The organism is Streptomyces capitiformicae (assembly GCF_002214185.1).
GTDB classification, from domain to species: Bacteria; Actinomycetota; Actinomycetes; order Streptomycetales; family Streptomycetaceae; genus Streptomyces; species Streptomyces capitiformicae.
In genome coordinates this window covers 4,641,779-4,656,603 of sequence record NZ_CP022161.1, presented here as the reverse complement: position 1 = coordinate 4,656,603, position 14,825 = coordinate 4,641,779, and the positions used below count along the sequence as shown (strand labels likewise).

Below are 14,825 nucleotides of genomic sequence, written 5' to 3'. Positions count from 1 at the left end.
CGGTCGTCCCAGGGCCGCTCCCGGACGCCCGTCCCGCACGAGGGGGCCGGGGGCCCGTGTGAGGGGCCCGTCGGCGTCCGGATTCAGCCTTGCCGAATCACCAGTCTGCCACCCTGGCGCTGGGCGACGACCCGGCCGGGGAGATTGATGGCTCCCTGACCGCGCCAGCCGGTGATAAGACGGTCGACTTCCTCGATGTGCCGGGCGAAGAGGGAACCGGCCGGGGCACCGGCCTCGATGGCGGCGCGGCGCAGAATGCGGCGGCGTACGGCGGGGGGCAGGGCGTAGAGCTTCGCGCACTCCAGGAGGCCGGAGGCGTCCCGGACGGAGGCCTCGGCCTGGCGGGCCCAGGTGTCGAGGGCGTCGGCGTCGTCGCGGGAGAGCTGGGCCGTACGGGCGAGGGCCTCGACGACGCCCTTGCCGAGCGCTTTCTCCAGGGCGGGCAGGCCCTCGTGGCGGAGGCGCGAGCGGGTGTAGGCGCGGTCGACGTTGTGCGGGTCGTCCCAGACGGGCAGGGACTGGGCCATGCAAGCGTTGCGGGCGGTCTGCCGGTCGAGCGCGAGGAAGGGGCGGCGGTAGCGGCCGTCGGACCCCGAGACCGCGGCCATGCCGGACAGGGAGCGGATGCCGGAGCCGCGGGCGAGGCCGAGCAGGACGGTTTCGGCTTGGTCGTCGCGGGTGTGGCCGAGCAGGACGGCGGTGGCCCCGTGGCGTTCGAGGGCGGCGTCCAGGGCGGCGTAGCGGGCGTCGCGGGCGGCGGCCTCGGGGCCACCGTCACGGCCGACGGTCACGGCGACGGACTCGGCCGGGTCCAGGCCGAGTTCGCGCAGGCGCAGCACGACTTCCTCGGCGCGCAGGTCGGAGCCCGACTGCAGGCCGTGGTCGACGGTGATGCCGCCGGCCCGGATGCCGAGCTTGGGCGCCTCGAAGGCGAGGGCGGACGCGAGCGCCATGGAGTCGGCGCCACCGGAGCACGCGACGAGCACGAGCGGCGGGGGAAGCTGCTCGTGCGGGGCGGTTCCGGCGTGCGCGGACTCCGCGGACCCGGATCCGGGGAGCCCAGGGAGCTCAGAGGGGCCGATACCGGCGGACACGGTCGCGGACGGTACGGCCGTGGGGGGTGTGGGCACCGGTTGTGCGCCTGCGACGAAAGGCGCGCCCGGGGTCGCGTAGGCGGGCGTGCGACGGGTGGCGTTGGTGTGGTGTTCGGTGAGGATGTCGTGGAGTACGCGGCGGACCGCCAGGCGTATCGCCGCGACCGCGGGGTGGGGACCCATGTCCGGTTCCCTTCATGAAATTGTCGGGGGGTGAGCCCGAGGTTCGGTCACTCAGAGTGTGTAGATGGTGACAGAACCGGGCCGTTCCCCGAGCATTGCACGCCTACCCATCGCTCACGGTCCCTCGGACGGGTGATTGAAGGGGCGTTTGCCTGCCGTCGGCCGGATTCGTTCACCACGCTCGCGCGCGGCTCACGACTCGGCCTTGCGATGCACCCGCGCGATCCAATCCGCCGGTTTGGCGATCTCCGCCTTGGTCGGCAGGGTGTTCGGGGAGGTCCACACACGGTTGAAACCGTCCATGCCGACCTGTTCGACGACCGCCCGTACGAACCGTTCCCCGTCCCGGTACTGCCTGAGTTTGGCATCCAGACCCAGCAGCTTGCGCAGGGCGAGGTCCAGTCGCGAGGCGCCCTTCGCGCGTCGCTGCTGGAACTTCTCGCGGATCTCGGCGACGGACGGCACGACCGCCGGGCCCACCCCGTCCATGACGAAGTCGGCGTGGCCCTCCAGCAGCGACATGACGGCGGTGAGGCGGCCGAGGATCTCCCGCTGGGCGGGGGTCTGCACCAGCTCCACGATCGAGTGACCGTCGTCGCCCACCTCTCCCTCGGGCCGACCACCCGCGAGTGACTGGGCGGCCTCTCTGATGCGCTCCAGGACGGTCATGGGGTCGACCTCCGTCTCCCCCAAGAACGACTGGATTTCGCCCTCGAGGTGGTCCCGCAGCCAGGGCACCGCCGTGAACTGCGTCCGGTGCGTCTCCTCGTGCAGAGTCACCCAGAGCCGGAAGTCGTGGGGCTGTACGTCGAGCTCGCGCTCCACGTGCACGATGTTCGGCGCGACCAGCAGCAGCCGACCGCCGCCGTTCTCCCCCGCCGGGAGGTCACGGGTCGCCGGGGCGAACGTCTCGTACTGGCCGAGGACCCGGGAGGCCAGGAACGACAGCAGCATCCCCAGCTCCACGCCGGTGACCTTGCCGCCCACCGCGCCCAGCACGGCGCCGCCCGGGGTGCTGCCGCGACGTTCCTGCATCTTGTCCAGCAGAGGTTTCAGCAGCTCACGGAAGCCGGCGACGTTGGCGCGGACCCAGCCGGGACGGTCGACGACGAGCACCGGGGTGTCGTCGGCCGTGTCGGGGAGCATCCGCGTGAACGCGCGGACGTGTTCCTCGGACGCCTTCGCGTGTCGGCGGAGCTCGGCGACGATGGCCCGGGCCTCGTCGCGGCTCACCTCGGGGCCCGGCCGCACGAGCCGGGTCGCGGTCGCCACCGCGAGATTCCAGTCGACCATCTCGGCACCACCGATACGAGTCATGTCGTCAACGGTACGTGAGCGCTGCCGCTTGGGGCAGGCTGTGAGGGGTGGGGGGTGCCTTGGGGGGCTGGGTACGTGCGGGTGGGTGGGGGCTGGTCGCGCCCACGCGGCGGAGCCGCAAATCGACACAGCCCCGCGCCCCTGAAAGCTCGGGGCTGCGCCCCGGCTTTCCCCACAGCTCAGCGGCAGCCGCAAGTCGCCAGTGTTGATGCTGCCGCGTCCAAGGCCCGCTGGGCTCCCGTCGCGTCTGTCGTTTCTGTTGCCAGGAAGGCGAAGGACAGGAGGCGGCCTTCGGCGTCCACCACTGTGCCCGCGAGGGTGTTCACGCCGGTCAGGGTGCCTGTTTTGGCTCGTACTACGCCGGTGCCGGAGGCGTCGGGGGTGTAGCGGGTGGTGAGGGTGCCGGTGAAGCCGGCCACCGGGAGGCCGGTGAGGACGGGGCGGAGTTCGGGGTGGGAGGGGGCGGCGGACTCGGCGAGGAGGGCGGTGAGGAGGGCGGGGGTGAGCTCGTTGCCCCGGCTGAGGCCGCTGCCGTCCGCGAACTCGACTCCGTCGACGGGCAGTTCGAGCTTCTTCAGTTCCTTCTTGATCGCCGCCGCGCCGCCTTCGAAGCTCGGCTGCTCGCCCGTCGCGAGCGCGACCTGGCGGGCCAGGGCCTCCGCGATGTCGTTGTCGCTGTTGGTGAGCATGCGCTCGACGAGGGTGGAGAGGGGCGGGGAGGAGACCGCGGCGAGTTCCTTGGCGTTCTTCGTCGTCTCCCCGAGCCCCTTGATCTTCGTCTTGATGCCCCGGTCCTCCAGGAGGTCGGCGAACTTCGCGGTCGCGTCCGCCGCCGGGTTCTTGCTGCGCTTGGTGGGGCCGCTGGAGGAGTCGTTCAGACGGGCCTCGTCGACCATGAGGGGGGTGACGAGGGCAAGGTTGGGGTTCTCGCCGATCGTGTGCTGCTCGGGTCCGTCGTACAGGGACGTGTCGTAGGTGAGGGTGATCTCGTTCAGGTGACGCTTTTCGAGGGCGGTGGCCGTCTCGTCGGCGAGGCTGCTCAGGCTCGCGTACCCTCCCCCACTCTCGACTTCGCTCGAGCGGGAGGTGCCCCCACGGTCCTTGTCGGCGGTGAGGGTGGGGTCGCCGCCGCCGACGAGGACGACGTCGGCGGAGTCGGGCTCCAGGACCGTACGGGTCTGGATGCGGTGGTCGGGGCCGGCCGCGCTCAGGGCCGCCGCGGCGGTGGCGATCTTGGTGGTGGAGGCGGGGGTGAGGGCGTCGTCGACGCCCTGGGCGTAGAGCAGTTCGCCGGTCGCGACGTCGACGACGGCGGCCGCGCGGCGGGGGCCGAGCGCCGGGGCGTTCAGCAGCGGGTCGAGGGCGGCGGCGAGGGCGTCACCACCGGGCGCGGACCCCGCGCCGGAGGCGCCGCCGAGGCCGGACAGCACAAAGGGGGCGCTCGGCGCGGGCTTGGGCGCCCCCGCGGCCGCACCGGACGACGTACCGGAATTACGTCCGTGATCTGCGCCACCCTCGCCACCGCGCGATGCCGCCCAGTCGCGCTCGGCCGTACGCTGACCGCTGGAGTCCCAGGGACCGGCGGCGGCCACCGCCCCGGCCGTGAGCACCAGCCCCAGGGTTGCCGCGCCGGCGGTGAACTGGAGGGTCGTGAGCTTCTTCGTGCTCCTCGCGAGCTGCGAAGAGCGCGCCGTGACGGCGCTCGCGGCGCGTACGACACCGGGTTTCACGGCCTGTGCGACGCGCGCGGCACCGGGCTTCACGGCGTGTCCGATGCGTACGACACCCGGTTTCACGGCGCGCGCGACCCGCACCACATGCGGTCTCGCGGCCCGCCAGACCTTCGGCTCAGGCACGACCACCAGCCCCTTTCGCGATCACACACCTGCGTGAGGGACACTTAACCATCAGAACTATGTGTTGATCATGGAGGAGCCACCGGTGGAGTTCGACGTCACGATCGAGATTCCGAAGGGTTCGCGGAACAAGTACGAGGTGGACCACGAGACCGGTCGGATCCGCCTGGACCGTCGCCTCTTCACCTCGACCAGCTACCCGGCCGACTACGGCTTCGTCGAGAACACCCTCGGCGAGGACGGCGACCCGCTGGACGCGCTGGTCATCCTGGAGGAGCCGACCTTCCCCGGCTGCCTCATCAAGTGCCGCGCGATCGGCATGTTCCGGATGACCGACGAGGCCGGTGGGGACGACAAGCTGCTGTGCGTTCCGGCGTCCGACCCGCGGGTGGAGCACCTGCGTGACATCCACCACGTGTCGGAGTTCGATCGCCTGGAGATCCAGCACTTCTTCGAGGTCTACAAGGACCTGGAGCCCGGCAAGTCCGTCGAGGGCGCCGACTGGGTGGGCCGCGCCGAGGCCGAGGCCGAGGTCGAGAAGTCGTACAAGCGCTTCAAGGAGCAGGGCGGCCACTGACGCTTGGTTGGTCTCTGGCCTTGTCGGCCGTTGACGTGAACGGGCCGCGTGACCCTTTGAGGGTTGCGTGGCCCGTTCACGTATCAGTTCGCGTGTCAGTGCGTATCGGTGCGCATACTGAGGCGGAGTGAGCGGTGTCGTACAGGGAGCGCGGCGGAGTGGGAGTGACGGAACCCGAGGACGACCGCAAGCCGGTGTCGGACGAGGCGGGCGGTACTTTCGTGCCGGTGGGCCTCGCACCGGTGGTCGACAGCGAGTCGTCGGCGACCTCCGAGTTCGCGATCCCCGCCGGGCTGGACATGCCGGCCGCCGCCACGGAGTCCGAGTCGCAGACGACCTCCGAGTTCGCCCTGCCGGAGGGGCTGGCGCCGCCCGAGCCGGTCTCCCAGGAGCCCGAGGGGTCCGCTTTCAGTCCGCCGCGCACGTACAGCGCCGGCGCGCGGTTCGCGCCGGACGCCTTCACTCCGCCCAGTGGGATCCCGGCCGTCAGCCTGACCAAGGACGTGCCCTGGCAGGACCGGATGCGCACCATGCTGCGGATGCCGGTGGCGGAGCGGCCGGCGCCGGAGCGTCCCGCGCGGACGGGGGACGAGCCGGGGCCCGCCGTGCCGCGTGTGCTCGACCTGACGCTGCGCATCGGCGAACTGCTGCTCGCGGGCGGCGAGGGCGCGGAGGACGTGGAGGCGGCGATGTTCGCCGTCTGCCGGTCCTACGCCCTCGACCGCTGCGAACCCACCGTCACCTTCACCCAGTTGTCGATCACCTACCAGCCGTCGCTCGTGGACGACCCCGTCACGGCGTCCCGGATCGTACGGCGGCGGGCCACGGACTACACCCGGCTCGCGGCCGTGTTCCAGCTGGTGGACGATCTCAGCGACCCGGAGACGGCGATCTCGCTGGAGGAGGCGTACCGGCGGCTCGCCGAGATACGGCGCAACCGGCACCCGTATCCCGGCTGGGTGCTGACCGGGGCGAGCGGGCTGCTCGCGGGCGCCGCGTCCGTGCTGGTCGGCGGTGGGGTCGTCGTCTTCGTCGCCGCCGCACTGGGCGCGATGCTCGGCGACCGGCTGGCGTGGGTGTGCTCGGGGCGGGGGCTGCCGGAGTTCTACCAGTTCCTGGTGGCCGCGATGCCGCCGGCCGCGATCGGGGTGGCCCTGACCGTCGCGCACGTCGACGTGGAGGCTTCCGCCGTCATCACCGGTGGGCTCTTCGCGCTGCTGCCCGGGCGGGCGCTGGTGGCGGGCGTGCAGGACGGGCTGACCGGGTACTACATCACCGCCTCCGCCCGGCTGCTGGAGGTCATGTACCTCTTCGTGGGCATCGTGGTGGGGGTGCTGCTCGTCCTGTACTTCGGCGTGAAGCTGGGCGCCCAGCTCAACCCCGACGCCGCGCTCGGCAGCGCCGAGCGGCCCGTCTGGCAGCTCGTCGCGTCGATGCTGTTGTCGTTGACCTTCGCGGTGCTGCTTCAGCAGGAACGCTCCACCGTGCTGGTCGTGACGTTGAACGGCGGGGTGGCGTGGGCGGTGTACGGGGCCATGCATGACGCGGGTGGGATCTCGCCGGTCGCCTCCACGGCGGTGGCGGCGGGGGTGGTGGGGCTGTTCGGGCAGCTGTTGTCGCGGTATCGGTTCGCTTCGGCGTTGCCGTACACGACCGCGGCGATCGGACCCCTGCTGCCGGGGTCGGCCACGTATTTCGGATTGTTGGCGTTCGCGCAGAATGATGTGGACGCCGGGTTGGTTTCGCTGACCAAGGCCGCGGCGTTGGCCATGGCTATTGCCATCGGGGTGAATCTGGGGTCCGAGTTGTTCCGGTTGTTCTTGCCTGGTGCCGCGCGGGCTGGGCGGAAGGCGGCGAAGCGGACCCGAGGGTTCTAGGGCGCCTGACAGCTCGGGGGACAGTGTCTGTTGGCGGCTGCGGGCCCGTTGTGGCTGATCGCGCCCACGCGGCGGAACCGCAAGTGTCACAGCCCCGCGTCCCTTTGGGGCGCGGGGGTTGCCCGGCGCTGGTCAGTACTGGGGGTGGTCCTGGTTCTGCGGGTACTGCTGCTGTTGCGGGTACTGCTGCTGTTGCGGGTACTGCTGGGCGTACGGCTGCTGCTGGTGGCCGTAGTCCTGGTAGCCCTGGTTGCCGTAGTCCTCGTTTGCGTAGCCCTGGTTGCCGTAGTGCTGGTTGCCGTAGTTCTGGTTCTGGTCGTACGGCTGCTGCTGGGGCTGGTCGTTCGACGGGATGCGGCGGAGTTGGGTCGTGGCGTCGTCCGTGGCGGGCGCCTGCTGATGGTGGGCCGGGGTGGGGGCGGGCCGGTTCTTCTTGGCCTTCCTGGCCTTCCAGAACTCGATGATGATCGGGACCACCGAGAGGAAGACGATCAGGAGCAGCATCGCCTCGATGTTCTTGCGGACGAAGCCGATCTGGCCGAGCCAGGAGCCGAGGAGGGTGACGCCCGCGCCCCAGAGGATGCCGCCGACGATGTTGAAGATCAGGAACGTGCGGTACCGCATGCCGCTGACGCCCGCGATGATCGGCGTGAACGTGCGCACGATGGGCACGAAGCGGGCCAGGATCAGGGACTTCGGGCCGTGCTTCTCGAAGAACTCGTGGGCCTTGGTGACGTTCTCCTGCTTGAACAGGCGGGAGTCGGGCCGCTTGAAGAGGGCGGGGCCGACCTTCTTGCCGAACATGTAGCCCGCCTGATCGCCCAGGATGGCGGAGACGCAGATCAGGACGATGGCCAGCCACAACGGGAAGTCCAGCGTCTTGGCGGTGATCAGCATGCCCGCGGTGAAGAGCAGCGAGTCACCCGGCAGGAAGAAGCCGATGAGGAGCCCGGACTCGGCGAACACGATCAGGAGCAGGCCCCAGATCCCGAACGAGTCGAGCAGATAGTCGGGGTCCAGCCAGCTCGGTCCGAGGGCGATCGTCGTCACGGTTCCGGGCTCCTGGGGGTGAGGAAGAGGGGCAAGCCTGTGGGTGGCACCCACAGGGGTGACCAAAGCTATCAACGCACGGTCACCCCACTAGGTTCCACTGGTTCCTCCAGAGTGCCCTGTGGGCACACTGAGACCAAGCTGTGGGCCGGTCAGCCCCCGTGGCGGGCCGCGTTGGCGACGATGGCGTCCCGCAGGTGTTCGGCGAGGCCTGGGCGCATGGAGTCGTAGAACGCCTTGAAACGCTCGTCGGAGATGTACATCTCCCCCAGGCACTGGTGCGTCTCGTACGGGCAGTCGTAGTACCAGGCGCCGATATGGCGCCGGTGCTCCTCGGCCATGTCCATGGCCCGCTCACCGGCCGGCGGCTCCCCCTCGACCATCAGGGCCGTGTAGCGCTCGGCCCAGTCGTTCGCCTCGGCCATCAGGCGTTTCCAGTCCTCCTTGGTGTACGAGGCGGCCCGGCGCTGCGACTCGGCGTACGCCTCCGTGTTGCCCCAGCGCTGTTCGGCCTCCTCGGCGTACTGCTCGGGGTCCTTGTCCCCGAAGACCTCGAACTTCTCCTCGGGCGTGAGGTTGATGCCCATCTTGCGTGCCTCCATGGCGTGTTCCACGGCCGCGGCCATCTTCTTCAGCTTCTCGATCCGGGCGGTCAGCAGTTCGTGCTGGCGGCGCAGGTGTTCGCGCGGGTCCGCGTCCGGGTCGTCGAGCAGGGTCGCGACCTCGTCGAGGGGGAAGCCGAGCTCTCGGTAGAACAGGATCTGCTGGAGCCGGTCGAGGTCGGCGTCGCCGTAGCGGCGGTGGCCCGCGTGGGTGCGCTCGCTCGGTACGAGCAGGCCGATCTCGTCGTAGTGATGCAGTGTGCGCACCGTGATCCCGGCGAATCCGGCGACCTGCCCCACGGTGTAGCTCATGCTTCCGCTCCCTTGTCCCTTTCTCGGTACGCGCTCCAGGCTGAGTCCTCACGCCACGTGAGGTGCAAGCCGTGCACTTCAGTAAGTCGTCGGAATGTCGAAATGCACTGCGTGGGCGCTGTGGGCGGTTCGCAGTGCACTACGCAAAGCCTCGCCGCGCCGACCGTGCACTTGTGCAATGGCCTGCCTCTGGCGGTCTTCCTAGGGTGAGTCTCGTTCAACCGGAACAGTCCCGTCGTGAGGCAGGGACAACGGCCACTGCTCGATCGGCTGTTTCCGTGGACGAGACGCGTGGCCCGTCACGGGGGTGCGGGCCAACGGATCGTCCAGGGACGGGGGAAGTGACACCTCTCGGGCCTTCGCACCCCCAGGAAAGGAACTTCCTTGACCCAGAGGAACGTCGAGGGTGTCTCGTTCGCCAGCATCAGCACCGCGTTGAAGGGGGTGGACGGCTCGCAGCTGTCGATCGTGCCCCTCTTCGCGGGCGACGGCGGCAGGTTCACCGCTCACCTGGTGGTGTGGCCGCCCGACTCGGAGAGCCACGAATGCCTGCACGAGGACTTCTCCGAGGCCGCCCACATCGTCGCGGGCAGCATCGTCGACGAGGACGGCAGGGAGCATCGGGCGGGCGAGTTGTGGATGCGGCCGGCGAACCATGTTCACCATCCGCGCGCCGGAGCCGAGGGCGCTCGTCTCGTCCTGTGGCGGGTGAACAAGCCGGCCTCGTGAGCCGGCCACCGGGACAACCGTGAGCGTCAGGACCGCCTGCGCATGTGTTGGGGCACGTGCGGAGGCTCACCCCGGCGGAGGGTCAGGGGCGGATCGGTTGGGTCAGGGCGGGGCGGCCGAGCAGGACATGCAGGGCGAGTGCGATGTCTGCCACGGTCACGACGTCGGTGTCATGGACTCCGACCATCTTCGTGGAGAAGTCCATGCCGAGGAGGGCGGCCGCGTCCCGCGTGTGGTTACGGATGGTGGCTTCGGACAGGGCCAGGGCGCGGGCCGCCTGCTTGGTGCTGAGGTTGTGTTCCAGCCATACGCAGAGGGTCTCGACGAGATCCCGCTGATCGGCCTGTACGGGGCGAAGCCGCTCCTCCGCCCAGGACTTGACCGTGCCGTCAGCGGCTCCCCTCATCATCAGGGCGGCGAAGTCGGGGGCGTTGATCGGGGACGGCGCATTGTCGTCCGTGCCGTCGTCCGTGTTCGGCAGGGCCAGTATGTCGAGGGCGAGGAGGACCAGGATGCGGTCGTTGGCCGAGCCGCGGAGGTCGAGGGAGAGGATCTTGCCCGCTCTGTTCAGCCGCTGGGTGACCGTGTTCCGGTGGACACCGAGGCCGCCCGCGGCTTCGGTGTGCTTGAAACTCAAGGCGGTCGGGAGGGTTTCGAGCAGCATCTTCTGCTCGTCGCCCCGGCCCGGGAAGGCGTCGAGCAGCGGGGCCATGAGGTCGGCGGCCCAGGCTCTGGCCTCTCTCCTGGGCAGCAGCGGGGCGAACTTCGCCTCGGATCCGCCCAGGCTGATCCGGTGCGGGGTCATGGCCGCGTCGGCCACCGCGGTCAGCGCCTCCCGATAGCCGTTCGCTATCTCGGGGAGACGGTGGGATCGGCTCTGGCCCAGCAGATGGCCCTGGCGTGCCGCGATCAGGTCTCTCAGGACCGTCTCCACACGATCGTTCTCGTGTGTCGGGTCGAAGGAGTCGAGGGGGCCGACGGGTTCGAGAACGAGGATGTGCTTCGGCTTGCCCGGGCAGGGTGCCACGAGGGCTTGTTCGGCCAGGGTTGTCTCACACCACCGCAGGGTGGCCTCTCGGTCCTGTGGTCCCGTGTCGACCACGAAGACACGGGCGGTGTCTGTGTCCAGCAGCGCTTGCGCGGCCCCCGTGTAGACGACCTGGGCCAGAACCGTCTCGCCGCGCATGAGCAGTTGGAACGCGGCGTGCCGTACCGATCGCGGTGTTTCGACCATGGCCTGGTGTTCCCGGCGGGCCTGGTCGCACAGCCCCAGGAGTTTCGCCGCGTGCTGGATCAGCGCGGCGGCCGCCGTGTCGAAGGCGTTGTGGGAGGCGATGGCCAGGCGCGCCTCGTCATCGGCGCCGGGAGAGCCGGGGCTGAGGGACACGATCCGGGTGTGCATGGTGCCGGCCGGGACGCCCGGCGCCGGGGCTGTGGCCGTGTGGGTCCCGGTGATGACGGCGTGGGCCAGCCCGGCCGGTGCGCTGTCCGGCGCGGCCGCGAGTACACCGCGCCGGGCCGAGGTGACGAGGACCTCGGCGTCCAGGGCCTCGGAGAGCCAGTCGACGATGCGCCGCATCGCGGTGGGGTCGGCGAGCCTGGTCGGCAGACGGTTGAGGAGACCGTCGAGGTGCTCGACCTGCCGCTCCGCGAACTCGGCGCGCCGCAGCCGCAGTTCCTCGTTGACGCGGGCCCACGCGGTGGTGTCCGCGGAGGTCGTCAGCAGGGGGAGCCCAAGGCTGTTGGCGACCGCCAGAGTGGCCTCCGGGAAGGGCTGGAGATTGTGCCCGGGAGTGCCCAGCACGAGCCCAGCCGCCTTGCGCCGGGCCAGAAGCCGGATCAGGTGCTCGATGGTCCGGTCCGTGGCCCGTGACGGATGGGGCGAGTCCAAGGAGACCAGCAACAGCGTCCCGTTCTCGATCGAGGAGTCCGTGAGCGCGTGCGGAAGGTCGCTCACCGGCCGTACGACGACCTCGGTGACCCTGGTCCCGCCAAAGCGTGAGCTGTGGCCGGGCTGAAGGAACCGCAGCCGCAGCCGAGGGCTGTCATTGATCAAGTACTCAAGGGTGGGCAACTTCGCCTTCCCTTCCGCTCTGGTGCCTGTGGACCCCCTGGGGCACATTAGCCGCATCAAGAGGGCAGCCTCAGTCCTGGTCCTTGCCGATGTGGAAGTCCTGCCAGTGGATTCCGTCGGCCGATATTCGGCAGTGGCCGCCCCCGTAGCTGTCGCACCAGAGCCAGCCGATCGGGGTCTGCTCGACGGAGCCCGCCGGGCCTCGGGACCGGGTGACGGGGTGGAACGTGCGGGCCCGGTCGGCGCTGAGCCAGGTGCCGGACTCGCCGTACACGGTGAGGCTGCCGTCGTCGGCGGCGAGGAGACTCAGGGCCGACAGGGGCTCGACTCCCTTGCGGTAGCGCCAGATCCGGGTCCAGGTGTCTCCCCCGTCGGCGCTGGCGTGGATGGCCAGCAGACCGTTCTTCACGCCCTCGTGGCTGGGCAGTTGGCCGGACTGAACCGCGTACAGCTCGCCCCCACCCGCCACCACCCAAGGGTTCCAGCCGTCCTTGGCGGCGCCGGCCATTCGGGTCGTGCGCCAGGTGCGGCCCCGGTCCTCGCTGAGGGCGAGGGTGGGCAGGCCGGAGTCGGGGGTCTCACCCGCCACGAACAGGGTGTCCGACCCGCCCGGCACGAGCGCGAGGTCACCGGCGGGGTGTACGAGGCCCTTCAGGGATGGTCGGCTGTCCAGGACTCGGTGTTCGCCCGTGTCCGGCATGACGACGAGCAGTCTGTTGCGGAGACACGAGTTGACGTCGGCAGGGTCCGGCTGCACGCATTCCTCTGCCAGGGCCGCGCCCTTCGGCACGGTCGCTGTCGTGCCCGTCGGCTTCGTCGTACCGGACTTCCAGGTGCGGCCGCCGTCGGCGGTGAACCAGGTGCGGTCGGGCCCGCCGCGGAATGCCCTGCCCTCCTCTATCAGGGCGCGATCCGGGCCCAGTACGGTCAGGCCCGCGGTGATGCCGAGGTCGCCCGTGATGTCCGGCAGCGGGGAGGTGACCCGGCGCCACTCCCCCGCGTCGGCGTCGAGCACGGCGACGTGCTGTCGGCAGCGGGTCCGGGTGCACTCGGCCCGGAGGGTGAAGCCGCTGCCGTCCGCCGCGAAGGCGACGGTGTGGGAGGCGCCGGGGAGGACGGTGGCGGAGGGAATGCGGAGCAGAGGTGGGTTCGAGCCCGACCTCTGATGCGATGGCTCGCTCGTGCCGCATGCCGACACGACGAGAAGGACCATCAGCGCCACTACGGCCAAGGCGCACTGCAATCGACGTACGTTCATGGATCCCCCGATCCGCGATGACCTGCACTATTTCTGGTACACCGCTCACCGGCTTCGGGTTCCACTCCCGCCCGCACGGATTTTCCGGGCTCGATGCGCACCCCCGCCGTACTACTTGCTCAGCCGCGCGAACCGCCGTACCGCCAGTGGGAAGAGGACGGCCAGCAGGGCCAGGGGCCAGGCAATGGCGGCCCAGGCGTGGCCGGGTTCGCCGCCTTGGGCGCCGAAGAGGTCCCGGACGGCCGTGGCGGTGTGGGACATCGGATTCCACTCGACCCCCACGGCTCCGAGGAAGGGGCCCGGCCCGTCGTGCGCGCGCCGGCCGAGCGCGTACGCGACGCCGATGAGGACGGCGAGGCCCGGCGCCGACCGGGCGACGCCGATGAGGACGGCGAGGCCCGGCGCCGACCGGAGCACGTCCGCGATCGATCGGCCACGAGCCTGGGTGACGGCGAGCAGGATGCCCTCCAGGCCCGACGAGCAACCGCACCGGTTGGCGTGCCCAGTGGGCGAGTTCGCGGCGGGTCATGGGTCCAGGAATCGGTCAGCGCGTATGCGGTCATGCGCGTATGCGGTTATGCGCGTATGCGGTTATGCGCGTATGCGGTTATGCGCGTATGCGGTTATGCGCGTATGCGGTTATGCGCGTGCGGCTACGCTCTCAGCGCTTGTCCTCCGGATGCCGCTCTCCCGTCGCGTACGGGTTCTCCTGGCCCTCCCCCAGGACGCCGATGAAGGGCTCGCCCTCGCCTGCGAAGGTGTAGGCGCCGCCGCGGATGCGTTCGATGAGGCCGCGGGTCCACTGGGCACCGGTGTCGGCGGAGGTGACCCAGAAGTTCATGATCTCGCCGATGTGGCCGAGCTCGGCGGGGCCCTCCTCGGGCGTGTAGTACTCGGTGACGGACTTGCGCCACTCCTCGATGGTCCGCACGCGCTCTTCGAGGAGTTCGAGGACCTCCTCACGGTCGAGGTCGACCATGAAGCCGAGCGCGGCGGAGAGCACGTCCGGCTTCTGGTCGTAGGCGGTGAGGGACTCGCGCAGCAGCTTGCGGAACTCCTCGGTGCCCTGCTCCGTGATCTCGTACTCGGTGCGGGGTGGTCCGCCGGCGGTGGACGGGGCGATCTCGTGCGCGTGCAGCAGGCCCTGTTTCGCCATCTGTTTCAGGGCGTGGTAGATCGAGCCGGGCTTGGCGTTGGACCACTCGTGCGCGCCCCAGTACTCCAGGTCGTTGCGCACCTGGTAGCCGTGGGCCCGCCCGTGCTGGCGCACGGCGCCGAGCACGAGGAGACGGATCGCTGACATGGGGTCCAGGTTAGGCCGCGAACCCATGTCCCGGCGCGCCGCCCCAGGTCGCAGCCAGGCCCAGGTCAAGCGCCGGTACGGCCGACGTGCTCGATGTGCAAGGTGCGCGCATCCGGATCGAGTCGGTTGAGGATGCGCCAGGGGCCGTAATGAAGGCGGCGATGTTCGGCACCCCAGGCACGGGATCCGTCAGGCCGTTCGTCTTCCGCCAGTTGGTCAGTGGCCCGCAGCAGCTCATCGACGCTCCGCGGATCGTCTTTGAGGTGCCCCGCGGCCGCGTTGAGCGCCGCGGGCTCCCACGGCGCGCCAGGTCACTCGCTCCTCCCCGCCGCGTCGAGCAGCGCGCGGCGGGCCTCGTCATGCGGTAGGGGAGTCCCAGCCCGCCCAAGGGCGCGATCACGCTCCAGGCGGGCGAGCGCGAGAGCGTCCTCAAGGTCCTCCAACTCGGCGGGAGAGACGATGACGGCAGCCGGAACGCCGCGATCGGTCAACGTGATGTGCTCGTGCTGAGCAGCCCGGCGAGCGAGTTCACCGAGCTTGCCCCGCGCCTCCGCAATGGGACACGTGGCAGACATGCATCTCGTGTGCAGCCA

General features: G+C 70.3%; 12 protein-coding genes and 1 pseudogene. 3 read left to right on the top strand and 10 right to left on the bottom strand.

Going from position 1 to position 14,825, the window contains the following annotated elements; genetic code table 11:
- Positions 1 to 83 precede the first annotated feature (83 nt).
- The 3 genes from tilS to dacB form a co-directional block, all read right to left on the bottom strand.
- Entirely contained in the window at positions 84 to 1,277 is a 1,194-nt protein-coding gene (gene tilS, locus CES90_RS20765) for a tRNA lysidine(34) synthetase TilS (RefSeq protein ID WP_189785563.1), read from the bottom strand.
- A 192-nt stretch (positions 1,278 to 1,469) separates the two neighbouring features.
- Positions 1,470 to 2,594 carry a zinc-dependent metalloprotease gene (locus tag CES90_RS20760; protein ID WP_189785562.1) on the bottom strand — a complete coding sequence of 375 codons (1,125 nt, stop codon included), beginning with the start codon at positions 2,592 to 2,594 and terminating at the stop codon, positions 1,470 to 1,472.
- Between the two features lie 179 nt (positions 2,595 to 2,773).
- On the bottom strand, positions 2,774 to 4,456 hold the full coding sequence (dacB, locus tag CES90_RS20755) for a D-alanyl-D-alanine carboxypeptidase/D-alanyl-D-alanine endopeptidase (protein ID WP_189785561.1): 1,683 nt from the start codon (positions 4,454 to 4,456) through the stop codon (positions 2,774 to 2,776).
- A 79-nt stretch (positions 4,457 to 4,535) separates the two neighbouring features.
- Here dacB and CES90_RS20750 point away from each other — a divergent pair, with 79 nt between their 5' ends.
- On the top strand, positions 4,536 to 5,027 hold the full coding sequence (locus CES90_RS20750; protein ID WP_055520960.1) for an inorganic diphosphatase: 492 nt from the start codon (positions 4,536 to 4,538) through the stop codon (positions 5,025 to 5,027).
- A gap of 164 nt (positions 5,028 to 5,191) precedes the next feature.
- Positions 5,192 to 6,904: a threonine/serine exporter family protein gene (locus CES90_RS20745; RefSeq protein ID WP_189785560.1), complete on the top strand. Its 1,713-nt coding sequence runs from the start codon at positions 5,192 to 5,194 to the stop codon at positions 6,902 to 6,904.
- 132 nt (positions 6,905 to 7,036) lie between these two features.
- On the opposite strand, the gene CES90_RS20740 is transcribed toward CES90_RS20745, so the two are convergent.
- Both CES90_RS20740 and CES90_RS20735 read right to left on the bottom strand, forming a co-directional pair.
- Positions 7,037 to 7,954, bottom strand: coding sequence for a DedA family protein (locus CES90_RS20740; RefSeq protein ID WP_189785559.1), 918 nt, complete (start codon positions 7,952 to 7,954; stop codon positions 7,037 to 7,039).
- Between the two features lie 152 nt (positions 7,955 to 8,106).
- Complete coding sequence (locus CES90_RS20735) at positions 8,107 to 8,868, bottom strand: MerR family transcriptional regulator (protein ID WP_189785558.1); 762 nt, start codon at positions 8,866 to 8,868, stop codon at positions 8,107 to 8,109.
- Between the two features lie 384 nt (positions 8,869 to 9,252).
- On the opposite strand from CES90_RS20735, the gene CES90_RS20730 reads away from it, so the two are divergent.
- Positions 9,253 to 9,597 (top strand): hypothetical protein, encoded by a 345-nt coding sequence (locus CES90_RS20730; RefSeq protein ID WP_189785557.1) that lies wholly within the window; start codon positions 9,253 to 9,255, stop codon positions 9,595 to 9,597.
- Between the two features lie 82 nt (positions 9,598 to 9,679).
- Here the strand turns inward: CES90_RS20730 and CES90_RS20725 are convergent, their stop codons facing one another.
- The 5 genes and pseudogenes from CES90_RS20725 to CES90_RS20705 form a co-directional block, all read right to left on the bottom strand.
- Positions 9,680 to 11,653: a helix-turn-helix domain-containing protein gene (locus tag CES90_RS20725; protein ID WP_229914114.1), complete on the bottom strand. Its 1,974-nt coding sequence runs from the start codon at positions 11,651 to 11,653 to the stop codon at positions 9,680 to 9,682.
- 88 nt (positions 11,654 to 11,741) lie between these two features.
- Positions 11,742 to 12,929 (bottom strand): beta propeller repeat protein, encoded by a 1,188-nt coding sequence (locus CES90_RS20720; protein ID WP_189785555.1) that lies wholly within the window; start codon positions 12,927 to 12,929, stop codon positions 11,742 to 11,744.
- Between the two features lie 111 nt (positions 12,930 to 13,040).
- Positions 13,041 to 13,492, bottom strand: a pseudogene (locus CES90_RS20715) (hypothetical protein).
- Between the two features lie 98 nt (positions 13,493 to 13,590).
- Positions 13,591 to 14,232 carry a PadR family transcriptional regulator gene (locus tag CES90_RS20710; protein WP_189785554.1) on the bottom strand — a complete coding sequence of 214 codons (642 nt, stop codon included), beginning with the start codon at positions 14,230 to 14,232 and terminating at the stop codon, positions 13,591 to 13,593.
- Positions 14,233 to 14,543: 311 nt separating this feature from the next.
- On the bottom strand, positions 14,544 to 14,807 hold the full coding sequence (locus tag CES90_RS20705; protein ID WP_189785553.1) for a type II toxin-antitoxin system prevent-host-death family antitoxin: 264 nt from the start codon (positions 14,805 to 14,807) through the stop codon (positions 14,544 to 14,546).
- Positions 14,808 to 14,825 lie beyond the last annotated feature (18 nt).

Bases quoted from the DNA above. Each gene is read 5' to 3' on its own strand.
- tilS (WP_189785563.1), bottom strand. From the start codon at position 1,277: ATGGGTCCCCACCCCGCGGTCGCGGCGATACGCCTGGCGGTCCGCCGC.
- CES90_RS20760 (WP_189785562.1), bottom strand. From the start codon at position 2,594: ATGACTCGTATCGGTGGTGCCGAGATGGTCGACTGGAATCTCGCGGTG.
- CES90_RS20735 (WP_189785558.1), bottom strand. From the start codon at position 8,868: ATGAGCTACACCGTGGGGCAGGTCGCCGGATTCGCCGGGATCACGGTG.
- CES90_RS20720 (WP_189785555.1), bottom strand. From the start codon at position 12,929: ATGAACGTACGTCGATTGCAGTGCGCCTTGGCCGTAGTGGCGCTGATG.
- CES90_RS20710 (WP_189785554.1), bottom strand. From the start codon at position 14,232: ATGTCAGCGATCCGTCTCCTCGTGCTCGGCGCCGTGCGCCAGCACGGG.
- CES90_RS20705 (WP_189785553.1), bottom strand. From the start codon at position 14,807: ATGTCTGCCACGTGTCCCATTGCGGAGGCGCGGGGCAAGCTCGGTGAA.